Origin of the sequence: Chryseobacterium sp. ON_d1 (assembly GCF_006829085.1) — a bacterium.
Classification (GTDB): domain Bacteria; phylum Bacteroidota; class Bacteroidia; order Flavobacteriales; family Weeksellaceae; genus Chryseobacterium.
In genome coordinates this window covers 224137-250221 of the sequence record NZ_BJTC01000002.1, presented here as the reverse complement: position 1 = coordinate 250221, position 26085 = coordinate 224137, and the positions used below count along the sequence as shown (strand labels likewise).

Here is a 26085-nt window from a genome sequence, read left to right as displayed (position 1 = left end):
TTTACAGTGGCTACCACGAATATTAAAATTTGTTAATGTGATTAATATCATTGTTAAAATTGAGAGTTTTATAAAAATAAATCATAGTCAAGAGAAGTCATTGAGCTTTTCACAACATTATGAATAAAAAATTTACATTTTATTAACAAGAGTTTAATATATTTATTTTTTGTGATTTTTTATTTTCTTCCAAAACCCTATGAATTCTGTAAAAACCACTGAATCTATTAACTTAAAATATTAATTTTTAAGTTATTAACTCTTAAAAATTAAACATATGTTTATAATCAATATAAATTTCCAATAACATTGACAATCTTGATAGATAATAGATATAAAAGTAAAAAACTCCGGCCTTTGGCCGGAGTCCTGTTATTTTTCAACTGTTCTTTATTTGATAAAGAAGTTAAATCCTAAGTTGACAGCTCCTACGTTCCAATTATGTTTGTACCATCCATAATCACGTCTGTTACTGATAGACTGATATCCGATGTACAACTCTCCTTTAGACATCTGGTATCCAAATTTAGGCTGCGCATAAAAACCGCCATCTACTCCATCTTTTGTAGAAATACCATATCCAAGGTCTAATCCTACAAAAACAGGAGCTCCTTTAAATTTATATTTCCCGGAAACAGCTACAGGCACAAATCCGAAATCATCAAAATGATCTTTTCCGAAGAAGTGAGAGTATCCTGTGGTTACCCCAAGATCAAAACCTTTGGCAATATTCCACATATAAGCGGCATCCACTCCTAATGTAAACGAAGATACATCACTTGCATCAGCTACAGGAACACCGATATGTCCGCCCAATTTAAAACCTTCCTGTGCCTGAGCAACACCTCCTAAAAGTGCAAAAGCACCTAGTAATAATAGTTTTTTCATTTTTTTAAATTTAAATTTTACGTTCCAAAAATACTAATTATTTTTTTATTATCAGGAAAACCCTGATTAGGAGATCTATACAATAAAAAAGCGGGACAAAATTTGTCCCGCTTTATATCATCAGCTGATAATTACAATTCCAGAATTAGTTTCCTCCGAATTTGAAACCTACACCCACCTGTACAAAGCTGTTTGTTAATTTCTCATTTCCTTCTGCATGTTTTGCAAGGTTAGAAACTCCAAGATTATATCTTGCATCAAAGAACAGACCGTTTTCCAGCGCGTATTCAGCACCCAGGAAAGGGGCAATGTTCAGAGTATTCATTTGGTCTTTGATATCTCTTTCATCATTGGCATCAAGCTCGAATCCAGGAATTCCAAATCCGAAATCAGCCGTAAGCTTCTGCTTTGCAGAAAGAATAAATCCGAAGCTTGCTCCTGCAGAAACTGATAATCCTTCTGTAATAAAATACTTAGCAGAGATAGGAACCAATAAAGTATGATAAGTCTGCTTTGCTTTTACATTTAAAAAAGTAGTAGGATCATCCGGATCCGCTTCAGCTACGTTTACTTTTCCTCCAAGCGGTGAGTATAAAAGTTCTCCCTGAAGAGCAAATTTATCACTCAGCTTATATTCGGCGATACCACCAATATAAAATGTATGTAAAGGATCTGAAGTTTCAGACTGTCCGTCACCTTTTAATTTAATTGTAGAGTAAGAGTATCCAGCTTTTGGACCAAATCGAAATTCTTGTGCATTTGCAGAAATTCCCATTACAGCGACTGCTGCAGCAAGTAAAAGTTTTTTCATGTTAAATTAGTTTTACATTTAAGGACTGCGAAACTAATTATTTTTTTTTAAAACACCAAATTTTGTCTTAAAATTCAAGGTTAATAAAAAGTTAATGGAACTTTTACCGATACAGAATTAGTCATTTCTCAGTCTTTTTTCTTCATCATTGTAAGCAAGGATGATCTTTCTTACCACAGGGTGTCTTACTACATCTTCTTCTGTAAGATGTACAAACCCGATTTCCTTTACTCCGTTTAAGATTCTCATGGCTTCTTTTAATCCAGACTGCTGGTTTTTCGGAAGGTCAATCTGGCTTGGATCTCCTGTAATAATGAATTTGGCATTCATCCCCATTCTGGTAAGAAACATTTTCATCTGCGCATGAGTGGTATTCTGAGCTTCATCCAGAATCACAAATGCGTCATCCAGGGTACGCCCTCTCATAAAAGCTAAAGGAGCTACTTCAATCACTTTCTTTTCCATGAAGCCTTCCAGTTTTTCATGCGGAATCATATCGCGAAGCGCATCGTATAAAGGCTGTAAATACGGGTCCAGCTTTTCTTTAAGGTCACCCGGAAGGAATCCTAAGCTCTCTCCTGCTTCTACAGCCGGTCTCGTAAGAATAATCCTTTTCACTTCTTTATCTCTCAGAGCTCTTGCCGCCAATGCTACACTGGTGTATGTTTTTCCGGTTCCTGCAGGACCAATAGCAAACACCATGTCCTTTTTCTCCGTTTCCTTCACCAGTTTTTTAAGATTGGTCGTTTTAGCTTTGATGACTTTTCCGTTGACCCCTTTGACGATAATATCCTGGTCGAACACCAGCTGTTTCTCATTTTCGTCTTTAATATTCAATATATTTTCAACATCCTTCAGCCCTATTGAGTTATTTTTGGAGATAAAACTGACAATGTCGTCCAGTTTTTGTTTCAGTATGTCTAAAGCTTCCTGATTTCCCATGGCAAAGATGAAATGATCTCTTCCTGTAATTTTAATGGTTGGAAAACTTGATTTTATTAAGTTGAAATATTGGTTATTAACTCCATAGAAGATTTTCGCATCGATATCTTCCAAATCATATGTTAATTCAAACATGCAGTATTTTTATTTTTAGATTTTAAAATTAAAGCTTTTTTTCAAATTTATATCAAATTCTTTTCAACAATCTTTCGGGCTTTCTTTTTATTTAAATAACTTTGCAATACTACACTATTCTATACATTGCTCATGTCAATTATTACCCTTACTTCGGATTTCGGAAATTTGGACTACAGAGTTGCCGCTGTAAAAGGCAAAATTCTGTCTCTAAACCCTGAGGTTAATATTATTGATATCACTCACGAAATCCAGGCATTCAACCTTATACAGACTTCGTATATTGTAAGAAATGCATACAAATATTTTCCTAAAGGAAGTATTCATATCCTTTCGGTAGACAGTTTTCACCACAAATCAAGAAAAAATATCATTTATAAAGCCGACGGATCTTACTTTCTGGCGGCAGATAACGGCCTTTTAAGCCTTATCTTTTTTGATATTAAGCCCGAAGCGATCTATGAACTTACCCTGAACAACCGCTTTGATGATGTCATCAACTTTACTTCTACGGATATTTTTGTCCCTGCAGCAGTACATCTTGCCAATGGTGGGCTCCCTGAAGTGATAGGAAGAAAAATACATTCTGCGAAACAATTAATGTTCCCGAGAGCCGTTTACAATGAATCGGAAGGTATGATCATTGGCGAAGTCACCTATATTGATAATTTCGGAAATATAATATCAAATATTAATAAAGATTTTTTCGAAAATATCAGTAAAGGATACAACAGTTTTACCATAAAATTCAGGAATTTAAGCCTGTCAAGGATATTTTCCAGCCATACAGAAGTGGTTTCGGACTGGGACAGAGAGACGGAATTCCACGGACAGTCTGCTGCTATTTTCAATGATAGCCAGCTATTGGAGCTTACCATCTATAAAGGAAGCAGGAAAAACGGCGCCAAAAGCCTGTTTGGATTGAATGTGGGAGAAAATATTTACATCGAATTCAGCTAAGATTATATATTTCTTAAAAAAACCGATTTTTTTTATATATTTGTCAAAATCTAAAAATCAAAAATGGCAGAATACAAATTATTGCTTCCTTCCATGGGAGAAGGTGTTATGGAAGCGACAATTATCACTTGGTTATTCAATGAGGGTGATAACGTAAAGGAGGATGACTCCGTAGTAGAAATTGCAACAGATAAAGTAGATTCAGACGTACCGACACCAGTTTCGGGGAAAATTGTGAAAATTTTAAAGCAAAAAGATGAAGTTGCAAAAGTAGGTGAAGCCATTGCTATTTTAGAAATTGAAGGAGAAGGTACAGCTTCAGAGGAAGCAAAAACTGAAACTCCGGCGGCTGCTCCGGATGCTGAAACTTTAAAAACGATTGAACAGCCTTTGCAGACAGCAGCTGCTTCAAACGTAGAATTCTCAGGAGACCTTTATCTTTCTCCTCTCGTAAAATCTATCGCTCAACAGGAAAATATTTCTGAAACTGAACTGAAATCTATCAAAGGAAGCGGTTTGGAAGGAAGAATTACAAAAGAAGATATATTAGCATATGTTGCCAACAGAGGAAGTCAGCCGGCTCAACCAGCAGCTCCTGCGCAGGCAGTTTCTACTCCACAACCGGCAGTATCTGCACCTGCAGCTACAGTTCCGGTAAATGCAGGTGATGAGATCATTCCTATGGACAGAATGAGAAAGATCATCGCTGAAAACATGGTGAAAGCAAAACAAATTGCTCCACACGTAACTTCTTTCATTGAAACCGATGTTACCAACGTTGTAAAATGGAGAAATAAGAACAAAGCAGCATTCGAAAAACGCGAAGGTGAAAAGCTTACTTTCATGCCTATTTTTGTAAAAGCTGTAGTGAAAGCAATTCAGGATTTCCCAATGATCAACGTTTCTGTAAATGGTGATAGCATCATCAAAAAGAAAAATATCAACATTGGTATGGCGACTGCCCTTCCGGACGGAAATCTTATTGTTCCTGTAATCAAAAATGCAGACCAGTTATCTCTTTCAGGTCTTGCTAAAGCAATCAATGACTTAGCTTACAGAGCAAGAAACAAGAAATTAAGACCAGAAGACACTCAGGGTGCAACCTATACTATTTCTAACGTGGGAAGCTTCGGAAACCTGATGGGAACTCCAATTATTCCTCAGCCCCAGGTAGCTATTTTAGCCATTGGAGCAATCGTTAAAAAACCGGCAGTTCTTGAAACCGCTGACGGTGATGTAATCGCCATCAGAAATCTGATGTTCATGTCTCACTCTTATGATCACAGAGTAGTAGACGGATCTCTGGGAGGAATGATGCTGAAGCATGTTCACGACTACCTTGAAAACTGGGATCTGAACACAGAAATATAAGTAAAGAGTAATCAGCAATAAGTAATTTTGCAGATTTTAAATACTAAACCTTCGATTAATCGGAGGTTTTTTTGTACTTATCTGATTAAGTACAATATCTCAAAAGCACAGATAATAAATAAAATTATTATTAAATTATCAACAAAACTTAACTTTACATTGCAAAATAATAATTATTTAAATTCAATCTTATTTTATAATAAGTTTTTGGAAATTAGATTGATTAACATTATTTTTAAAAAATAATATGCAAGAAAATGGATCCGGATTACAGGAAATATGATGTCACAAGGTTTTTTGATTTCACCGAACAGGATGAAAAGCTTATTACTGAAATCTACGATCTGATTTCTCTATCATATGATATTACAGTCATTGATATCAGAGAGTCCCCTTATGAACAGTTCAGCTCTTTTGATATGTATCCGTTATTTATTCCACGCATCTGTTACCTGGTGAAGGATATGAATAATAGCAATAACCCTTTCTATCTTTTTATCGTCAGTAAAGTGGGAATAAACTCCAAAGGCGGACGTTTAGATCGCAAATACGACACTATACAGCTTTGGGGACTAAAAAACTTAGAGGAAAACTTTGGATATATATCCATTAACAAGAAAAGACTAATGGATAAGATTGCAGGAATCTTCAGCAGTTTCTCCATCAATTTTAAAGATCCTGACTTTAAAGATTTTTATGTCGTGGGAAATGATTCATTTAAAACCATGAGTTTTTTAACGCCAAAAAGAAAAGAAACAATAAAAGCCTTCCCAAATGAAAATTTTAAAATTGAAGTCAGACATTCTATTTTAAGTTTCGGTATACCTGATATTCTTACGGTCGAACACGCTGAAATGATTTTAAAGTTTTTGAGCGATATATAATTCCAAAATTTTACCGTAATTTCATCCTTCAAAACAGACAAATGCTGAAAATTTTCATCCTTATACGGAAATCTATCAAAAACTCCTTTGACAATATCCGGAACGAGCAGCTGAAGCACAACCTTCTTCAGGCTATTCCTTTTTGGATAGGATCTGTTATTACAGGTTTTTTTGCCGTAATGTATGCACAGGTATTTGCCTGGGGTGAACATCTCATGAATTTTATCTTTGACTGGCATGCATGGATGATTTTCATTATTGCTCCTACAGGATTTGTGCTTTCCTGGTGGCTGGTGAAAGAATTTGCTCCCAATGCCAAAGGAAGTGGTATTCCACAGGTAATGGCCGCAGTAGAACTCGCCAATCCGAAAGAACACCGGAAGATCAGAAATCTCCTGAGCATTAAGATCATTTTTTTCAAAATTCTGTCTTCAGTCATTCTGGTCATCGGAGGAGGCGCAGTAGGACGTGAAGGACCTACCATTCAGATTGCCGGCTCTGTTTTCAGAAAAGTCAACGAGTATCTTCCCGAATGGTGGCCAAAGATCTCCAAGAAAAACATGATTATGACAGGAGCCGCAGCCGGGCTTGCCGCCGCATTCAACACTCCGCTGGGGGGAATTGTTTTCGCCGTTGAAGAACTTTCCAAAACCCATATCAATTATTTTAAAACCGCTCTATTTACAGCTGTTATTATTGCAGGCTTAACAGCCCAGACTTTAGCCGGATCTTATTTATACCTGGGATATCCGAAGACCAATGATGTTTCATTAATGGTAATGTTTCCCATTGTACTTGTTGCTGCAGTTGCGGGTATTCTCGCCAGTCAGCTTTCTGTTGCTATGCTCAAAATCAACAGCTGGAAAAAGAAAACACTGAAAACTGATAAGGCTAATGTGATATTCCTGATCATTTGTGCTTTAATTATCGCTTCAATCGCTTATTTCATCAACAGGGAAATTCTTGGCTCGGGGAAAGAGATTATGGAGCGTGTTCTTTTTACCAAAGACAAACATGAAGACTGGTACGTTCCTATTCTGAGAATGCTTGGTCCTGCCCTTTCTTTTACTTCCGGAGGTGCAGGTGGAATTTTTGCTCCGGCTCTTACTGCAGGAGCCAGTATAGGTTCCGTGATTTCAGGTGCGATTCACCTGACTCCCAACGAAACGAATGTTGTAGTGCTGGCCGGAATGGTGGCCTTTCTCACAGGAATTACCAGGGCACCATTTACTTCAGCCATTATCGTTCTGGAAATGACAGACAGACATTCACTGATATTCCATCTTATGCTCGCAGGAATGGTATCTTCTATAGCTTCCATCCTGGTAAGCAGGCATTCTTTGTATGATGTTCTGAAAGTAAATTTTTTAACAGAAGTCAGAGCCAAAGATGAAATTGAGACCAGAAATTGAACCAAAGGAGAATAAATACTCCCCGGCGTGATCAACTATTTCATCCATCCTCTTGCATATAAGAAATATATTTTCTAATTTTGCACCTCGAAATAATTAACAAATTCATTTAACATTATGAACAATTACGAAACTGTTTTCATTTTAACTCCCGTTCTATCTGAGTCACAGGTAGAGGAAGCAGTGAACAAGTATGTAGATCTTATCAAAGAAAAGAACTGCGAAATCGTTGCTAAAGAAAACTGGGGATTAAAAAAATTAGCTTATCCTATCCAATTGAAAAAGAACGGGTTCTATACTCTAATCGAATTCAAAGGAGAAGGTAGTGTAGTGGCTGATCTAGAATTAGCATTCAAGCGTGACGAGAGAGTAATCCGTTACCTTACTACAAAACTTGACAAACATGCTGTTGAGTATGCTGTAACTAGAAGAACTAAAGTAAAAGCAGCTAAAGCTTAATTATTAACCCTATTTTTTAAAAAAGACAAGACATGGCAATAGATGAAATGGCTAAACAAGCCTCAGCTGGAGGAGAATCAGAAGTAAAATTCCTTACTCCGCTTGATATCAATACAAAATCTGAAAAGAAATATTGTAGATTCAAAAAATACGGAATTAAGCACGTTGACTACAAAGATGCTGATTTCTTATTACAGTTTGTAAACGAGCAAGGTAAAATTTTACCAAGAAGATACACTGGAACTTCTTTAAAATACCAAAGAAAAGTTTCTGCTGCTATCAAAAGAGCAAGACACCTTGCATTACTACCATACGTAGCTGACTTATTGAAATAAGACAAAAAATAAATAAAAGAAGAGGGCTACCTCTTCTTTTGTTGCTGAATAAATAATAATTCTAACTTGATTTTAGATCATTCTAAAATCTTAAAAAGGACAACAACAATGGAAATTATCCTAAAAAAAGACGTAGAAAACTTAGGACTTGAGTTTGATACAGTAAACGTAAAGCCAGGTTATGCTAGAAACTTCTTAATTCCTCAAGGAATTGCTCTTTTAGCTACCCCTAAAAACAAAGCTGCTTTAGAAGCTACATTAGAAGCTAGAAAAGAAGAAGAAGCTAAATTAATCGCTGCTGCTAACGCTGTAGTTGAGCAATTGAAGAAAACTTCTATCACTATTCCTGCAAAAGTAGGTGCTGGTGATAAACTGTTCGGATCTATCAACAATGCTGATCTATCTGCTGCTTTAGAAAAAGCTGGTGTTTCTGTAGAGAAAAAATACATCAAAATTCCTGGTAACACGATCAAGAGAACTGGTAAATTCGCAGCTCTTATCAGACTTCACAGAAATGTTGAGTACAACTATGAGTTTGACATCGTTTCTGACGCTCCGGTTGAGGCAGCTCCTAAAAAAGAAGAAGCTAAAACTGAAGAAGCTTAATAAGCGACTGAGAATTTCTCACAATACAAGACCACTTCAATTGATTGAGGTGGTTTTTTGTTTGTATGATATGGAATGTATAGATTCTTAACTACCCCGTCTTTTTGCTTAGCAAAAATCCACCCCTTCAGAGAAGGGGAATGTAGAAAATCTTAACTATTATTACTCGTTACATAAGCTTTTCTTCGCCTTATCTAGCTAAAAAGCAAAGTTATGCAGAGAAGTATTATCCGGTGTTATAAAACCCGCTGCCCCATAACCCGAATCACGAAACTCAAACTCTCAAACTCTCAAACCCTCCCACTCAGTATTTATCCCCTCTCAGTTTATGCTGATATTCTGTAGGCGCTACACCAATTATCTTTTTAAAAATATTACTGAAAGACGACAGGCTGTTGTACCCCACCATCATAGCGATTTCATACATATTATACTTTCCTTCCAGCATCAGTTCAAGAGAGCGTGTAATTCGTAATGCCCGCAGAAAGCGAACGTAGTTCATCCCCAGAATTTCTTTAAATTTCCTTGAAAGGGTTCTTGTACTCATTCCGAATTCTTTTGCCGTAGATTCTATGGTAAGAGGCTTTTCAAGATTAGCATGAATATATCTTGCGATCTTCAGCAATGTTTCATCTTTGGGGAAAGGATGCTGTATTGGAAATGAGAGATGCTTATTCTTTTTTTCCTGTAAGACACCTTTAAGAGCTTTGAGGAAATAATATTTAGAATGATCATTTTTTGTGATTTTCCCATCCCAGTCTTTGGTATAAAAAATCATCTCCCGAAGCAGGTTATTAACAGAGTAAATATTAATTTCATCAAAAAAGCCACTTTCATTTTCCTCTTTTTTAAAATAAAAGTTATATAAATCAACCTTGGGACTGGTAGAAAAAATATAATGAGGTGTTCCGGCAGGAATCCACATAAAACATCTCGCAGGCAGATACCAGTGTTTCTGATCTGTAAAAACATGCACAATACCCCCTTCTGCATAGACCAGCTGTGCAGAACTGTGATAATGAATCTCCGTGGTTATATTCCCTGTAAGGACGTGATAGACATAAAACTCTGCATCGTCCTCTTCCACCGCTTTAAAATGGCTGTCATTCATTGAATAAAGATAAGAAGAATTTTCAAATTGGCGTAAATGAGCAAATCTTTTTCTGTTTTCACAAATCAGGTACTATGCTTGTCGTCGTACCTTTGCTGCATCAAAATCATTTTAGCAAAAATCCTTTAATTAATTTATGAATATCATATTTAACGCATGCAGATATCTGTGCATAGCGTTGTGCTTATTATTGAGCAGTTTTTTACAATCACAGATGATAGATTACCAGCATCTCGGCTTACAGCAAGCTGTAGAGATTGGTTTGAAAAACAATAAAAATATACAGATCAGTCATCTGAAACAGGAAATGTCCGTTACCAAAGAGAAAGATCTCAAAATGGAAAAACTACCGGACATTGAATTTCATACAAGCTACAACCAGGTGACTAACCTGTTTCAGCATCAAAACGGCGTATTCAATAAAGCTACCAAGTATGATGTAATCAATGGTATGTATGACTTTACATTATCTGCTTCTATCCCTGTATACATGGGTGGCAAAATAAAAAATACGGAAAAAAAGGCAGGTATTGATACTGAAATTTCAGTTTTGAAAACCCATCTTGATGAAAGACAGCTTAAAATGCAGATCATCACAGCTTTTCTGCAAATCCATCATTTAAAAGAACAGCAGAGTCTTATTAACGATAAAATGAAGGAAGATTCCGTCAACATCAGACAGGTAAAAGCTTTGAAAGCTAATGGTGTTGTAACGGTAAACGAAGTTTTAAGAACTTCACTGCAGCTTTCCAATCATACAATGAGCTGGACTGAACTGGATAATGATATTCAGATTGCAGAACATCAGCTTAAAACCATTCTTTCACTTCCGGAGAGCCAGGAAATGCATGTTGATACCGAAGATCTGATTTCAGATAATGCTTCAATTCCCTATGTTGATGAATTGACAGAAACCGCTTTGAGCAAAAACGAATCTGTTGAAATCACCCATAAAAATTTTTCATTGAAGGAGCTCGATCAAAAAATTACCAAAGCAAATTATTTACCCAAAATTACCGCTGGCGGAGAATACTTTTTAAAATATCCGAATATGATGTTCTTTCCACCCGAACCGTATGCGTACCGTCTGGGAATGATTGGGGTAAACCTCACCTATCCTATTGAAAGCCTGTACAAGAATAAGTATAAAATGCAGGAAGCCAGGGAAAATATTGATCTTGCTAAACTTCAGATTGAGGAAAATGAAGAAAAAATCAGACACAATGTTTATGAAGCATATAAAAAGTTTGAAGAAACAGACCAGAAGGTTAAAATTGCTGAAGAAGCCATTCAACAGGCTAAAGAAAACTACCGTATTGTAAGAACAAAATATGCCAATAAGCTCAGCCTTATCACCGAACTGATAGACGCTGATAATGCTTATCTGGAAGCTGAATCTAATCTTATTTCCGTAAAAATTAACAGACAACTAAAATATTATCAACTCCAATATACGATTGGAAACTTATAAAAACTATGGCACAGAAACAATTGACACAAAAGGAAAAAAGAATCAACAAGTCCATTACATTACTGGCCTGGATCCTGATCATCAGCGGAATCACCGGAATGGTCAGCTTTTATCTTTTTTCAAGAAAAAATGTTACAACAAATGACGCACAGATAGAACAATATATAACGCCTGTTTCCAGTAAGGTATCTGGCTTCATCAAAACGATACAATTTAATGAAAACCAGTTTGTCCATAAGGGAGATACATTAATCGTCATAGACAACAGGGAGTTTGTAAATCAGGTACAGATGGCAGAGGCTGGCCTTCACGCCAATACAGCTACGGTCAGCACTATTGAAAGCGGTGTCAATACTAAAGAAAGTGATACAAAGATTATTGATGCCAAAATTGCTTCTGCCAAAATTGATATATGGAGAACAGAACAGGATTATAAAAGGTATAAGAACCTGCTGGCCGAAGACGCTGCAACCGAACAGGAATTCGAAAATGTAAAAGCTTCCTATGAACAGTCAAAAGCCAATCTTCTGGCACTGGAACAGCAAAAAAATGCAGTGAGAGCCGGAGCAAATGAACAGCAGACTAAAGTGGCACCCGTTAAAAGCCAAATTCAGCAAAGTTCTGCAAGCCTTAATAACGCTAAATTGTATCTTTCCTATACGGTAATCACCGCCCCTTATGACGGATGGGTAGGTAAGAAAACCATTCAGGAAGGACAATTGATTAAAGAAGGTCAGGCTTTGGTACAGATCGTAAGCAAAGAGAAATGGATCATAGCCAATTATAAAGAAACACAGCTTGGACAGATTGATCAGAACCAGGAAGTAACGATTACGGCTGACGCTTATCCCGATATTGAGTTTAAAGGGAAAATACTTTCTGTCTCACCTGCTTCAGGATCTCAGTTTTCATTGGTGAAACCGGACAATGCCACTGGAAATTTTGTAAAAATTGAACAGCGATTTCCGGTAAAAATTATCCTGGACAACAATAAAGACAACGAAAAGCTGCTCTCCGGTATGAATGTTCTGGTGAGTGCAAAGAAGATATGAGTTTGAGCGTTGGAAAGTTTTAGAGTTTTAGAGTTTTAGAGTTTTAGAGCGCAAAATTACTTTCTAGTTAACATATTCAGATTTAACAATTAAATTATTTTTTTTTGCGGAAAGGCAAAACTGCAAATAGCGAATCTGCTAATTTTTTCTTAAGCATATTTGTCATTTTACCTTTTACTTTTACACCATTTGCCTTTTGTCTTTTCGCATTTTTTAAACAGGCTAAACAGTTAAGACAGAAAAGCAGAATCACTGATGCCCTGATTACATTCAACAGCAATTTTGTGATTCATCTTTTCGCTTTTTTGCCCTTTTGCTTCAAAAAATTATGCAACACAATACAGTTTATCATAAATGGGTACCACAATGGCTGAAACTGCCTCTTCTTATATTGGCATTGTTTCCCCACCTGATGTTGTTGTCGCTTTTACATTCGAACAGCGCCTTCACATCTTCTTTTATGGATGTCGATTCAGATGACATCCAGTATTTAATGATTTTGATGTATGGGACATTTGTGGTTACCCTTTTAGTTTTACAACGGTTTATGGCTTATTTCAGTGTGAAATATTACGTTCTGCTGATGGCTTCCATTTCCGTAATTATTCTCTATGTTTTATCCGTAACTCATGATTATCATATTATTTTAGTGATCAGATTTCTGGAAGGAATTTTCGGGTTGCTGGAAGGTGCTATTTTTCTGCCCTTAATCATTGCCGAATTAAAAACGAGACATGCAAAAGTTTTAGCCTACCTTTTTATGTACACCATTATGCTGACCGGGGGAACCATCACTACTTCCCTGCTAAAATCAAGTATTGAAAATTATGACTTCCGGCATATGATCCTGATGATGGTCTACTTTCATGTATTTGTACTGATCATTGGGATTGCCCTATTCAACAAAAATAGATTTTTCCCTAAAAAACCTTTGTATCAATTGGATATTACCAGCTGGTTTTTGCTTTGGGTGTCTCTGCAGGCCGGTGGTTATGCTATTATTTACGGCAAAAGACTCATGTGGTTTGAATCTGATACCATCGTGATGTGCCTGTTTATATTCCTGCTTTCAGGAGGATTATTCATGCTTAAACAGAGAAATTCAAAAAGACCATTGTTTCACTTTGAGGTTTTCAGCTCAAAAAATGTGATTGCCGGAATGATTCTGTTTTTTATTTTTTACCTGATCCGTTCGGGGCTTAACAATGTATACAGCATTATGGCTACGGTATGGAAATGGCCGTGGGATTATATTGTGAACATCCAGTACTGGAATGTTGCAGGAACTCTTTTGGGAATAATATTGTCTGGTCTCTGCCTGGTACGTGGAATTTCCTCAAGAACTGTTTTCTTTACAGGATTCCTGTTACTGGCTATAGACTGTGCCTGGTTTACCTATACATTCTATCCTGATACTACTCTTTCTACCATCTGCCCTCCTTTATTCCTGCAGGGAGTTGCGCAGGGATTGCTATTTACTCCGCTTGTTTTCTTTTTGATTTCGGGGACTAAAGAGGAGTATGTTTCCAATGCTACAGCTTTGGGAACGACAACCCGTTTCTGGACAACAGCTATTGGGTATGCTCTCATGCAGAACCTGATGCTATTTTTAACCTTAAAACATTCTGACGCACTCAGCGCCAGTTTTACAGATACCAACCCTGTCTTTTACAGCCAATGGACTCAGCTCTTCGGAGCCAACATTTCAAAACTGTCAGTGAATGATTCCTTATCCATGACAGCAGGAGCTTTTAAAGCTAAAATCACGGCCCAGTCTATCCTCCTTTCCAACATGGAAATCTTTACAGGCCTTTTCTGGCTGGCACTCGTTACGGCAATTTGTTTATTGCTTTATCATCCTGTAAAAATCGCGATACGGAATATTATGTAAAAGAGGCAGAAAGTTATAAAATCCTACATTTATTTTTAACCGTTAAAAATACGCCACAAGACTATAAAATGATATGAATAGCTTTCGTTCACAAAAGTATTGACGGTCAGCAGAGTTTATTCACTATATAAATTAGCTGAATGGGATACCTTTGCGAACGACAATGAATAACTTCTGCTTTCTGCTCCTATCTTTCCAACCTAGCCCACTTTGGCCGGTTTATTGTTCGTATTTTTCCGGCAGCAATATTGCTTAAACCATCACGTTGAATACAAAAGCCTAAAAATGGAAATTGAAAAAATTTTACTGAGCCAGAGAGATTTTTTTAAAACACAGCAGACCAAGAGCCCTGCTTTTCGGAAGATGTATCTTGAAAAGCTTAAAAAGCTTATTATTTCTAACGAAAATATGTTATGTGAAGCTATTAACCGGGATTTTGGAAAATCTAAATTTGATACGTTCACCACAGAATTATCTTTTATCCTGAATGATATTGATTATTATATCAGGAATTTAAAATCTCTTTCAAAACCTAAAAAAGTTAGAACGAATCTTGTCAACCAGCTCGGGAGCAGTAAAGTTTATGCAGAGCCGCTTGGATGTGTGCTGGTGATTGGCGCCTGGAATTATCCTTACCAACTATCCCTCTCGCCCATTATTGCGGCAATGGCTGCCGGAAACTGCTGTCTTCTTAAGCCCAGTGAAATTGCTGAAAATACCATGAAAGCAATGGCTTCGCTCATCAATGAAAACTTCCCTCCTGAATATCTTTATGTATACGAAGGAGGTATTGAAGAGACAACAGCTCTTTTAACATTAAAATTTGACAAAATATTTTTCACCGGAAGTACAAAAGTCGGAAAGATCATTTACAAGGCAGCGGCAGAACACCTTACCCCGGTAACGCTTGAATTGGGCGGAAAGTCCCCGGCCATTGTTACCAAAGATGCCAATCTGGAAATAGCTGCCAAAAGAATTGTATGGGGAAAATTTCTTAACGCAGGTCAAACCTGTGTAGCTCCGGATTATCTGTTGATAGAAGAAACCATTCAGGAGCAGTTTCTGGAAATGATCAGAAAATATATCAAAGATTTTCAATATGAACCGGGCTCTGAACAATACACCAGAATTATTAACCAAAGAAATTTCCAGCGTCTTGTACGTCTTATTGATAAAGAAAAAATCTATTCCGGAGGGAATTTCGATGAAGAAAAGCTTTACATCGAGCCTACTATCCTGAATCCTATTGATTGGAGTGACGAAATCATGCAGGAAGAAATTTTCGGGCCTCTCCTGCCGGTAATCAGCTTTCAAAGCTACAATGCAGCACTGAACTCTGTTCTCGAACTTGAAAAACCACTGGCAGCTTATCTTTTTACCCATAATGCTGAAGAGAAAGAAATTTTCACACGTAAACTTTCTTTTGGTGGCGGATGTATCAATGATACGGTGATGCATCTAAGCAATGACAATCTGCCATTTGGGGGTGTTGGAAGTTCCGGGATAGGAAATTATCACGGAAAATATGGCTTTGAAACCTTCTCACATCAAAAAGCTGTTCTTGAAAAAACAACATGGGGCGAACCTGATATCAAATATCCTCCTTATTCGGAAAAAAAATTAAGCTGGATAAAAAAGTTGCTTTAATTCAGGCTTAATATTTTTGGCTGCCCATTCAGATGGCGGAAATTCCTTGCAATATCTGAATTACCGGGAATGAAAGCTTTATTTTAAACTTATTCACAGAAAAAAAAACTGCTTCATTCCTGAAGCAGTTTTTATACTTTATCCTTTTTTAGGAGTCCATGTAGTAAAGAATTTCTTTACTTTTTCTTTACTGTAACCTTTTCCTTCTTCCAGTACATCACTCTGTTGAACTTTAATCAATTTCCCGTCTTTATCTAAAACAATAAATACAGGATATCCAAATTTTTCCCCTGGGTTACCGTATTGGGCAAAAACTTTTTCATTTTTATTATCCGGAGAATAATTCAGGTGATAATACACATAATTTTTATCTACCAATTCCTTCAGTTCTGGAGTAGTCTGTACAAAATTATTGAAACGAAGACACCAGATACACCAGTTTCCACCAGCCTGGATCATGACATTCTTACCTTCTTTTTTAGCCTGAGCGACTAATTTATTAATATCAGCCTGAGCATCCGCTTTTGGATCATAAGGCTTGGGAAGCTTAGCTTTTTCTTCTGCTGCTTTTTTCTTCGCATCTAACTCTTTCTGTTCTGTAGGTACGATAAGGGCTGTTTTTTGTTTTCCTTTATCGGGTGAATTCTTTACATCCTGTGAAAAAGCAAAAGCACTAAAACCCAGGAAAGCGAATATTATCAATTTTTTCATAATATAAAAGTAAAAAAATATTACATATCCCTCTGCAAAAATAGAACCATAATTTTATTATCACTAAATTTGCGTGTTTTATGAATTTTCTAATCAAAATATTATCGCTGATCTCTAAGCTCCCGCTTAAAATATTGTATATTTTTTCGGACGTTATCTTTTTCCTGAATTATTATATTGTAGGATACAGAAAAGAGGTTATCACCCAAAACCTTAAAAAGTCTTTTCCGGATAAATCTGAAGAAGAAATTAAAGACATCCGAAAGAAATTCTATCTTAATTTTTCCGATTATCTGGTAGAAACGATCAAATCATTCACCATTTCGGAGACGGAATCCAGAGTGAGGATGCAGCATATCAATCAGCACTTATTTCACGAAGCTAAAGAGGAAGGCAAAAATATCATTTTACTTGCGGGCCATGTTTTCAACTGGGAATGGATCAATGCATTGGCAAGAATTATCCCACAGGCTCATTGCCACCCTGTATACAGAAAAGTAAACAGCGACTTCTGGGAAAACCAGATGAAGAAGGTCCGAAATAAATTCGGGAATGAAGCATTGGAAGCCAATGAAGTAATCCTGAATATTTTCAGATCTAAAAACAATGGAGATTCTGCTTATATGTTCGTAGCTGACCAAACCCCTCACCACGCGCATGTCACCTACGGATTAGAATTTTTAAATCAAAGAACGCCAGCTTTTATAGGATATGATAAGCTTGCCACAAGGATGGATCTTATCTTTATCTATTGTGAGATGAAAAAAGTAAAACGCGGATATTATCAGGTTAATTACCATAGAATCTATCCGGATGGTGAAAAATTTACAGAAAATGAAGTGGTAAGAAAGTTCCATAAATTATTAGAAAATACATTACACAAAAATCCTGACAACTATCTCTGGTCGCACAGAAAATGGAAATATCAGGAATCTATCAAAAATTTTGATTCTGAAAAAAAATAGATTGACATGCAGAAAAAACTGGCAGTTGCCATCTTAAACTGGAACGGCAGAAACTGGCTTGAGAAATTTCTTCCGGATGTGGTTCAATTTTCTCAGAATGCCGATATCTATGTGATAGACAATTATTCTACAGATGATTCTGTTGAGTTTCTACAAAAGAATTTCCCTGCAGTCAATATTATTATCAATGATAAAAACTATGGGTTTGCAGGCGGATATAATGAGGGATTGAAATCCATTAAACATGAATACTACTGCCTTCTCAATTCTGATGTAGAAGTTACTGAGAAGTGGATAGAGCCAGTCATAGAATTATTGGAAAACAACCTTTCTATTTCGGCGGTACAGCCCAAAATTTTATCTTATCATAACAGGAATTATTTTGAGTTTGCCGGAGCTGCCGGCGGCCTGATAGACAACCTGGGATATCCTTATTGCAGAGGAAGGGTTTTTGATGATGTGGAAGAAGATAAAGGTCAATATAATGATGAAACAGAGATTTTCTGGGCTTCAGGATGCTGCTTTTTTATCCGATCCAAAGATTTTTGGGATCAGAATGGTTTTGATGCCCGGTTTTTTGCCCATCAGGAAGAAATTGACCTTTGCTGGAGGCTTATCAATTCAGGAAAAAAGATTTATTACACCGGAAAATCAAAGGTATTTCATGTAGGTGGAGGAACCCTTAATAAGCAGAGTGCCCGGAAGACCTATCTCAATATGAGAAACAACCTTTCCATGATGCTTAAAAACCTTCCCTTTCCTCAATTGGTATGGGTGATTCTTTTCAGACTATGTTTAGATGGAATTGCCGGAATATATTTTGGAATCAAATATGGAATTTCCCATCTTTGGGCTGTACTAAAAGCTCATTTTGGGTTCTATGGCCAGATTCCCGGAACATGGCAACTTCGCCAGAAACATCAGAAAAGTGATTTCTATCAATCAAAATGGCTTATTTTTAAAAATTTTTTAGGAGGGAGGCAGCAGGTGACAGATGATCATAGATGATGGGTTTCAGGGATTAGGGAAAATTATACCTTCAATTAACCTTAACCTTTAAACCTTGAGCATTAAACTATAGAACCAGCAACTATTAACCCAACAACCAGCAACAATTTATAACTTAAAAAAATGGATTTCTGTGCTATCGATTTTGAAACAGCCACTCACGAGAAAAGTTCAGCTTGTGAGATGGGGATTTGTGTGGTGCAGGATTCTAAAATTGTTGAAACCAGAACATGGCTGATTAAACCTCCAAGCTTTCCTTATTTCAATAAATTCAATATTGCAGTGCATGGAATTCAGCCGGAAGATGTGAAAGATGCACCTACATTTGATGAAATATGGTACGAAGCCCAGGACATGATGTACGGCAGCCTTATGATTGCTCATAATGCAGGTTTTGATGCTTCTGTTTTAAGAGGATCTCTGGAACATTACGGGATGTTCACTCCTAAATTGAATTATTTGTGCAGTATTCAGCTTGCCAAGAAATCATGGAATTATCTCCCGAAATACGGGCTGAAGCCCTTAGCAGAATATCATAACATAGATTTTACCCATCACAGAGCAGGAGCTGATGCTGAAGTATGTGCTAAAATTTCTTTGCTGGCGTTTGAGAAATTGTTTATTACAAGAAATGAAGAAATAAATGAATCTATATTGAAGAAATATATCAAAAAGCTATAACTTTAGAGAAATTAAAAACCATGAAAAAACTTATATTCTCTTTAGCCTTAGTTCTAGGTTCATTAGTGCATGCCCAGTCTGAACTTTACAATACTGACTGGAATCTTATCAAAGTCGTAAAAAATAATGTAACCTATATGCTGCCACAAAATACCGAAATGGGCGCTCCGGTTATGGCCTTTGCTTTTAATCCGACAAGTTCCAGTATCTATACCAATCTGACGAGTCCAATTTGTGGCACTGTAATTACAGCATACATATACAATACGGATATTACGACGAACCAGATATTGTTTTGGGATTATATGATAGGATTAAATCAAACCTGTACCCTACCTGAAAACATTGCGTTCTTTACAAAATATTCAGATTATTTTGCTTACAATTCTAATCTTCATCATTATCAGATCAGTTATTCAGGGAGTACAAAAGTTTTGGTAATGACCAATAATCAAGGTGATCAGGCCTTTTATAACAGTTCATTTCTGAAGACTAAAGATCAAACAGTGAAAGAATCAAAGGCTAACAGTATTTATCCAAACCCTGTAAAAGAAGGTTTTGTTTACGTTAAAAGTGCGGAAAGAATAGAATGGATAAAAGTATACAACGCGGAAGGAAAACTAATTCTTCAGGAACATTATCCGGATGCTAAAATCAATGTCTCTAACCTGCTAAAAGGGGGCTACTTTATGGAAGTAAAATCTCAAAGTGGTATTAGCAGACACAGATTCGTTAAAGAATAATCATTAGTTGCTCAAAACTTCAGACAACAGGTTGAATTTCGGAATATCAATTTCGAAAGTCTCCTGTGTTTCCATGTTTTTAACCAGGTATTTTCCGCTCATATTGCCTACTCCGGAACGAAGCATTACATTGGAGAAATAAGCGAAATTTTCGCTGGTTCCTATCTCAGGAGTAAGGCCGATGACCCCATCTCCAATAATCTCTGTATATCCAAATCCTACGTCAAAAATCAACCATTTTCTTTTCAATACTTTGATAGGAAAACTTCCGTCATTCTCTATCGTGATACTGTATTTAAAAACGTAACGGTTTTCGGATGGATAACTGTTTTTACTATCATATTCAGGTATTACTGAAACTTTGATATTAGAAGTCATTTTTGAAAACATCATTGTAGCATTTTCTTAATAAATACAAAAATCTCGCCTTTTTTGAGGCGAGATTATATATTATGTTATAATTTCATTAAAAACTATAATCCAAGGCCTTTTCTTTCGTCACCTCCCATTAAAATTCCAACAGGATTATCGATCGCTTCTTTTACCGCCACAAGGAATCCTACAGACTCTTTTCCGTCGATAATTCTGTGATCATAAGACATTGCCACATACATCATTGGTCTGATTACAACCTGTCCGTCAACAGCAACCGGTCTCTGGATGATGTTGTGCATTCCAAGGATTGCAGATTGTGGAGGGTTGATGATCGGTGTAGACATCATAGATCCGAAAGTACCACCGTTTGTAATCGTGAAAGTACCTCCAGTCATTTCATCAACAGTAATTTTACCGTCTCTTACTTTTGTAGCAAGATCTTTGATGTTGGCTTCTACAGCACTGAAAGACATGTTTTCTGCATTTCTCAATACAGGAACCATTAATCCTTTAGGACCTGAAACTGCAATTGAAATATCACAGAAATCATAGTTTACTTTGAAATCGCCATCAATAGATGCATTTACATCCGGGTACATTTGTAATGCTCTTGTAACTGCTTTTGTAAAGAAAGACATGAAACCAAGTCCAACGCCGTGTTTCTGAGCGAATTCTTCTTTATATTGCTTTCTCAGCCTGAAGATTTCAGACATGTCAACTTCATTGAAAGTAGTCAACATAGCTGTTTCATTCTTCACAGAAACTAATCTCTGAGCGATTTTTCTTCTTAAAACTGAAAGTTTAGTAGTCGTAGTAGATCTAGACCCAGTTGCCGTAAGAGGGCTTCCTCCTAGTGCAGGTACTGCAGCTAATTCAGCATCAGTTTTAGTAATTCTCCCGTCTCTTCCTGTTCCTGAAACCTGTGCAGCATCCATTCCTTTTTCGTCAAGGATTTTCTTAGCAGCCGGAGATGGAGCTCCTGTTGCATAAGTTTGTGGTGCAGCTACCGGAGCGGCTGGTTTTGGAGCTTCCTGTTTAGCAGGTTCGGCAGCTTTCGGAGCTTCTTCCTGTTTTGGAGCTTCAGCAGCAGGTGCAGCACCTTCTGGCTTGGCAGCGTCCATATCAATTAAACAAACTACCTGACCTACTTGTACTACATCACCTTCCTCTGCTTTTAAAGTGATTATACCACTCTGTTCTGCAGGCAATTCAAGAGTTGCTTTATCTGAATCCACTTCGGCGATAGGTTGATCTTTTTCTACATAATCACCATCTTTTACAAGCCAAGTTGCAATTTCAACTTCTGTAATTGATTCGCCTGGTGAAGGAACTTTCATTTCTAAAACTGACATATCGAGTATTTTTTATTTTTTAATTGATTATTATTTTAAATTAAGCGGTAACGGGTCTTTTTGCAGGAGCATCATCTCTGTCGAAAACTCTGTTGATCACTGCATTTTGGTTTTTCTCAAACATTTTATGGCTACCTGGAGCTGGTGCACCGCTTGGTACCGGAGCAACTACCTGGATTCCTGTATCTCTGAAGTTTCTCAGGATATAAGACCATGCTCCCATATTTTCAGGTTCTTCCTGAGCCCACACCAGTTGTTTTCTGTTTTCATATTTGTTGAAAATCGCTTCAATAGCGTCTGTCTGAAGCGGATATAACTGTTCAAATCTTACTAATGCAATATTTTCACAGTTCAGTTCTTCTTTCTTCGCTAATAATTCAAAGTACAGTTTACCTGAACAAAGAACTAATTTTTCTACTTTTTTAGGATCTGCAGCCGGATCGTCTAATACCGGTTGGAATGCACCATTTGCAAAATCTTCAAGTGGAGAAACTACTTTAGGGTGTCTCAACAAAGATTTAGGGCTCATTACGATCAATGGTTTTCTGAATGACCATTTCAACTGTCTTCTCAATAAGTGGAAGTAGTTGGCAGGTGAGGTAATATTGGCTACTACCATGTTTTCATTAGCACACAGGGTAAGGAATCTTTCCAGTCTTGCTGAAGAGTGCTCTGCTCCCTGCCCTTCTGAACCGTGAGGCAATAACATCACCAACCCGTCCTGGATTTTCCATTTTTCTTCTGCAGCTGCCAGATACTGGTCTACAATAATCTGGGCACCGTTCACGAAATCCCCAAACTGAGCTTCCCATATGGTTAATGTATTTGGAGAAGCCATTGCATATCCATAGTCGAAACCTAAAACACCATATTCTGAAAGGTGAGAGTTGAATACATCAAATCTGCTTTCAGATACATGTCTTAACGGGATATACTCTTCTTCTGTATCTTCAGTTTTTACAACAGCATGTCTGTGAGAGAATGTTCCTCTTTCCACATCTTCCCCGGAAATTCTAACATTGTGACCTTCTACAAGAAGAGTTGCATAAGCTAACCACTCTCCTAATGCCCAGTCTAATGAGTCTCCTTCAATAGCTTTGATACGGTTTTCGAAAAGTCTTGTAATTTTATTGATGAACTTTTTATCAGCCGGAAGTGTTGACATCTTAATCGCCAGTTCCTTCAGTTTCGCAAGATCATATTTTGTATCTACCGGTAACTGAACAGCACCTCTTTTTCCGATAGGATAATTTACCCAATCTTCAGCCATAAACACATCCATTACGTTTTTCTCAATCTCTTTAGATGCATCAAAATCTTTATCTAAAAGAGCTTTGAACTCCGTTTCCATTTTAGCGATTACATCATTGGAAGTAATGCTGTCTTTCAATAATTTATCTTTATAAATCTCTCTTGGATTCGGGTGTTTCGAAATGGTTTTGTATAGATTAGGCTGAGTAAATCTTGGCTCATCACCTTCGTTGTGACCATATTTTCTGTATCCTAAAAGGTCGATATAAACATCTTTACCGAATTTTGCTCTGAAATCAGCTGCAAAATGGATCGCATGAACTACCGCTTCAGCATCATCAGCATTTACGTGCATTACAGGAGATTCTGTAACTTTTGCAATGTCTGTACAGTAGGTTGAAGATCTTGCATCCATGTAGTTGGTTGTAAATGAAACCTGGTTGTTAACAACGATATGAACGGTACCTCCTGTTCTGTATCCTTCCAAAGTCATCATCTGAGCAACCTCGTAAGCAATCCCCTGTCCGGCAATAGCACCGTCACCGTGAATGATGATTGGCAATACTTTAGAGTAATCTTTGTATTTATCGTCTACTTTTGCACGGCAGATCCCTTCTACCAAAGCAGCAACTGTCTCAAGGTGAGACGGGTTCGGAGTAAGGTTAATGCAAACTTCTTCCCCTGAAGCCGTTTTGATTTTTTTCGATGATCCTAAGTGATATTTAACGTCACCTGAGAATACATCTTCTTCGAATTCTTTTCCTTCAAATTCTGAGAAGATCTGCTTGTAAGATTTCCCGAAAATGTTGGTAAGAACATTAAGTCTTCCTCTGTGAGCCATTCCCAACACCACTTCATCTACTCCTAACTGAGAAGATCTTGAGATCAGCTGGTCTAAAGCCGGGATTAATGTTTCACCTCCTTCTAATGAGAATCTTTTCTGTCCTACAAATTTTGTGTGAAGGTAGTTTTCAAAAGCTACCGCCTGATTTAATTTTAATAAGATTTCTGTTTTTTCGTTTGCAGAAAGGTTTGGATGATTTTCATTGACCTGAAGCCATCTTTTGATGAAATCCTTTTCTTCAACGTTGTTGATGTGCATATATTCTACTCCGATTGAATCACAGTAGATATTTTCAAGATGCTTGATAAGATCTGCCAAGGTAGCAGGCTCTTTCATTCCTGTTTCTACAGCACAGTTGAATTTTGTATTTAAATCTTCTTTAGACAGACCGAAATTTTCGATGTCTAAAGTAGGGGTATAGTGTCTTCTTTCTCTAACCGGGTTAGTTTTTGTGAAAAGGTGCCCTCTCGTTCTGTAAGCCTCAATAAGGTTTACTACTTTAAATTCTTTCTTGATATGCTCAGGAACTTCTCCGTTGGATACTGCCTGAGAAATCTGTTGTTGTACTGCCGGGGCAGCGCTGGCCGAAGCCTGAATAAATTGAGTGTTATCGTCATCTCCGTAGTTCTCTAAAGCAAAATCGAAGCCTTGAAAGAAAGCTTTCCATGATGGTTCTAGAGAGTCCGGGAATTTTAAGTACTGTTGGTATAAATCCTCAATTAACTGAGAATGAGCTGCGTTTAGGAATGAAAATCTGTCCATTATTACAGTTTATCTATTTATTAAAATTTATTTGTAGAATTAATCTTCAAATTTAATAAAAAAAACCGACTTAGAACAGTCTGAAACCGTTAAAAAAACTTAAGAAAAAAATTATTAAAAAAAAATCATTTATACACTGATAATGAGAGCTTAACATTCACCTCCTGTCCGTCCATCGGACGTTCAATAAAGGTCTGGCGGATATCTCCGAAGCGCATCTCGTCTTTTTTGGCTTTCTGAATAAGCTGCTGAATAGCCCGAATTCGTCCCTCGTAGTTTCCTTTGTAGTAAATCACGTAATTTTGGGACGGATTTACAGACCTAAAATTGAAATTATTGTCAGATACTCCAACTTTCTTAGAAAGTGGAATTCCGAGGAAATAAGAAACCTCCTTGTCTTTATAATTATCAGCATCGGTGATCAGAACCGGATATCCGAATTCATCCTCTCTTTTTCCAAGGTCCATCGTCACAAAATTATAGACTTTATTATAATTCATCACGATATTTTTATAAAGCGCATCCTTTTTGTTTGATGTACTTACATTGATTCCCAATAAAAGCTTTTCTTCTTCATTTTCTACCATAAGACTGTCATATTTAATGGCGGCCATCTGGTTATCTTTTTCCACTTTATTCCCTAAAGAGTTTTTAAGATTCACCATACTTTTATTGATATTTTCAGCAAAACGATCTTCAGTCCAGAAGTTTTCCACTCTTTTCCAGACAGGCAGTTTCGGGGTATGCACGTACCAGATTATTTTTGTTTTTTCTGCAGAAACAGGCTTAAATTTAACATCTACCAATGTCGGGTTTTCATTTTCATCCTCAAAGAGCTGATATTTCAGCGTCTTATTAAGGTTTTCATACCTGATAAACATTTCCCCATCGGTATCATTTTTAGAATCTACGTAGCTGATGGCGCTTCCCTGCCCTTCATATGGCGTATAATAATCAATATCTATAGACGGTGAGCTGGTAAAAAAATTGTTCCATCTTGTAAAATTCTGAAGGTTATTAAACTGCGAAAAAACCTTATCCACCGGATAATCGATCTCTTTTTCAATCGTAAAGTTTTTACTTTCATCTACAAAATAATACATGGAAGCAGCATAAGCTCCTCCCAAAAGAATAATGATTACCGCTAAGATTTTAAAAATACGCATCGCACAAAAATAATACAAATAAAAAGAGTGAACAATATGCTGATCACTCCAATGATATGTTTAACAATAATTAACCTTGTTAAGGGCCGGAAGCGGGATGTACGAAGCTGGAAGTCACTATTTGGTGGATGATCACTAACAGTTTTCTAATTTAAAACATTTCATCTTATCTAATAAATCTCAATTTACATGATAAGACTTCTAGTGCTACTCCGTCCTTCAATAGCTTCCATCTTCCAGCACCCAGCTTCC

24 protein-coding genes are annotated in these 26085 nt (G+C 36.9%); 15 read left to right on the top strand and 9 right to left on the bottom strand.

Annotated elements, in window-relative coordinates; genetic code table 11:
• Positions 1–390 precede the first annotated feature (390 nt).
• The 3 genes from CRS_RS04510 to CRS_RS04500 form a co-directional block, all read right to left on the bottom strand.
• The gene (locus CRS_RS04510) at positions 391–888 is read right to left on the bottom strand and encodes a hypothetical protein (protein ID WP_142722895.1); all 498 of its coding nucleotides are present in this window, start codon (positions 886–888) and stop codon (positions 391–393) included.
• Positions 889–1033: 145 nt separating this feature from the next.
• On the bottom strand, positions 1034–1699 hold the full coding sequence (locus CRS_RS04505) for a porin family protein (RefSeq protein WP_142722894.1): 666 nt from the start codon (positions 1697–1699) through the stop codon (positions 1034–1036).
• 117 nt (positions 1700–1816) lie between these two features.
• Positions 1817–2776: a PhoH family protein gene (locus CRS_RS04500; protein ID WP_002979097.1), complete on the bottom strand. Its 960-nt coding sequence runs from the start codon at positions 2774–2776 to the stop codon at positions 1817–1819.
• Positions 2777–2908: 132 nt separating this feature from the next.
• Here CRS_RS04500 and CRS_RS04495 point away from each other — a divergent pair, with 132 nt between their 5' ends.
• The 7 genes from CRS_RS04495 to rplI all read left to right on the top strand — a co-directional run bounded on the left by CRS_RS04495 (position 2909) and on the right by rplI (position 8803).
• Entirely contained in the window at positions 2909–3736 is an 828-nt protein-coding gene (locus CRS_RS04495; RefSeq protein ID WP_142722893.1) for an S-adenosyl-l-methionine hydroxide adenosyltransferase family protein, read from the top strand.
• Between the two features lie 63 nt (positions 3737–3799).
• A complete protein-coding gene (locus CRS_RS04490) occupies positions 3800–5107 on the top strand; it encodes a dihydrolipoamide acetyltransferase family protein (protein WP_142722892.1) in 1308 nt (435 codons plus the stop codon).
• 257 nt (positions 5108–5364) lie between these two features.
• Positions 5365–5991: a hypothetical protein gene (locus CRS_RS04485; protein ID WP_142722891.1), complete on the top strand. Its 627-nt coding sequence runs from the start codon at positions 5365–5367 to the stop codon at positions 5989–5991.
• 41 nt (positions 5992–6032) lie between these two features.
• Positions 6033–7403: a chloride channel protein gene (locus tag CRS_RS04480; RefSeq protein ID WP_142722890.1), complete on the top strand. Its 1371-nt coding sequence runs from the start codon at positions 6033–6035 to the stop codon at positions 7401–7403.
• 117 nt (positions 7404–7520) lie between these two features.
• Positions 7521–7862 carry a 30S ribosomal protein S6 gene (rpsF, locus tag CRS_RS04475; protein ID WP_047374382.1) on the top strand — a complete coding sequence of 114 codons (342 nt, stop codon included), beginning with the start codon at positions 7521–7523 and terminating at the stop codon, positions 7860–7862.
• 32 nt (positions 7863–7894) lie between these two features.
• Positions 7895–8197 (top strand): 30S ribosomal protein S18, encoded by a 303-nt coding sequence (gene rpsR, locus CRS_RS04470; protein WP_002979091.1) that lies wholly within the window; start codon positions 7895–7897, stop codon positions 8195–8197.
• 108 nt (positions 8198–8305) lie between these two features.
• Positions 8306–8803, top strand: coding sequence for a 50S ribosomal protein L9 (rplI, locus tag CRS_RS04465; protein WP_047429787.1), 498 nt, complete (start codon positions 8306–8308; stop codon positions 8801–8803).
• A 304-nt stretch (positions 8804–9107) separates the two neighbouring features.
• On the opposite strand, the gene CRS_RS04460 is transcribed toward rplI, so the two are convergent.
• Complete coding sequence (locus CRS_RS04460) at positions 9108–9914, bottom strand: AraC family transcriptional regulator (RefSeq protein WP_142722889.1); 807 nt, start codon at positions 9912–9914, stop codon at positions 9108–9110.
• A 214-nt stretch (positions 9915–10128) separates the two neighbouring features.
• Between CRS_RS04460 and CRS_RS04455 the strand changes: the two genes are divergently transcribed.
• The 4 genes from CRS_RS04455 to CRS_RS04440 all read left to right on the top strand — a co-directional run bounded on the left by CRS_RS04455 (position 10129) and on the right by CRS_RS04440 (position 15975).
• Positions 10129–11385: a TolC family protein gene (locus tag CRS_RS04455; protein WP_142723070.1), complete on the top strand. Its 1257-nt coding sequence runs from the start codon at positions 10129–10131 to the stop codon at positions 11383–11385.
• A gap of 5 nt (positions 11386–11390) precedes the next feature.
• Entirely contained in the window at positions 11391–12437 is a 1047-nt protein-coding gene (locus CRS_RS04450) for an HlyD family secretion protein (protein WP_142722888.1), read from the top strand.
• Between the two features lie 328 nt (positions 12438–12765).
• A complete protein-coding gene (locus tag CRS_RS04445; protein ID WP_142722887.1) occupies positions 12766–14328 on the top strand; it encodes a hypothetical protein in 1563 nt (520 codons plus the stop codon).
• A gap of 285 nt (positions 14329–14613) precedes the next feature.
• A complete protein-coding gene (locus tag CRS_RS04440) occupies positions 14614–15975 on the top strand; it encodes an aldehyde dehydrogenase (protein WP_142722886.1) in 1362 nt (453 codons plus the stop codon).
• A gap of 138 nt (positions 15976–16113) precedes the next feature.
• On the opposite strand, the gene CRS_RS04435 is transcribed toward CRS_RS04440, so the two are convergent.
• A complete protein-coding gene (locus CRS_RS04435) occupies positions 16114–16686 on the bottom strand; it encodes a thioredoxin family protein (protein ID WP_142722885.1) in 573 nt (190 codons plus the stop codon).
• An 80-nt stretch (positions 16687–16766) separates the two neighbouring features.
• On the opposite strand from CRS_RS04435, the gene CRS_RS04430 reads away from it, so the two are divergent.
• The 4 genes from CRS_RS04430 (at position 16767) to CRS_RS04415 (ending at position 20083) form a co-directional block, all read left to right on the top strand.
• On the top strand, positions 16767–17651 hold the full coding sequence (locus CRS_RS04430; RefSeq protein ID WP_142722884.1) for a lysophospholipid acyltransferase family protein: 885 nt from the start codon (positions 16767–16769) through the stop codon (positions 17649–17651).
• A 6-nt stretch (positions 17652–17657) separates the two neighbouring features.
• Positions 17658–18659 (top strand): glycosyltransferase family 2 protein, encoded by a 1002-nt coding sequence (locus CRS_RS04425; RefSeq protein WP_142722883.1) that lies wholly within the window; start codon positions 17658–17660, stop codon positions 18657–18659.
• Between the two features lie 123 nt (positions 18660–18782).
• Positions 18783–19340, top strand: coding sequence for a 3'-5' exonuclease (locus tag CRS_RS04420; protein ID WP_142722882.1), 558 nt, complete (start codon positions 18783–18785; stop codon positions 19338–19340).
• Positions 19341–19360: 20 nt separating this feature from the next.
• Positions 19361–20083 carry a T9SS type A sorting domain-containing protein gene (locus CRS_RS04415; protein WP_142722881.1) on the top strand — a complete coding sequence of 241 codons (723 nt, stop codon included), beginning with the start codon at positions 19361–19363 and terminating at the stop codon, positions 20081–20083.
• A 3-nt stretch (positions 20084–20086) separates the two neighbouring features.
• Here CRS_RS04415 and apaG read toward each other — a convergent pair whose 3' ends face one another.
• The 4 genes from apaG to CRS_RS04395 form a co-directional block, all read right to left on the bottom strand.
• Complete coding sequence (gene apaG, locus CRS_RS04410) at positions 20087–20461, bottom strand: Co2+/Mg2+ efflux protein ApaG (RefSeq protein ID WP_228451174.1); 375 nt, start codon at positions 20459–20461, stop codon at positions 20087–20089.
• A 95-nt stretch (positions 20462–20556) separates the two neighbouring features.
• Complete coding sequence (odhB, locus tag CRS_RS04405; RefSeq protein WP_142722879.1) at positions 20557–21810, bottom strand: 2-oxoglutarate dehydrogenase complex dihydrolipoyllysine-residue succinyltransferase; 1254 nt, start codon at positions 21808–21810, stop codon at positions 20557–20559.
• A gap of 40 nt (positions 21811–21850) precedes the next feature.
• The gene (locus tag CRS_RS04400; protein WP_142722878.1) at positions 21851–24667 is read right to left on the bottom strand and encodes a 2-oxoglutarate dehydrogenase E1 component; all 2817 of its coding nucleotides are present in this window, start codon (positions 24665–24667) and stop codon (positions 21851–21853) included.
• Positions 24668–24792: 125 nt separating this feature from the next.
• Entirely contained in the window at positions 24793–25833 is a 1041-nt protein-coding gene (locus CRS_RS04395) for an SRPBCC domain-containing protein (RefSeq protein ID WP_142722877.1), read from the bottom strand.
• Positions 25834–26085: the final 252 nt, after the last annotated feature.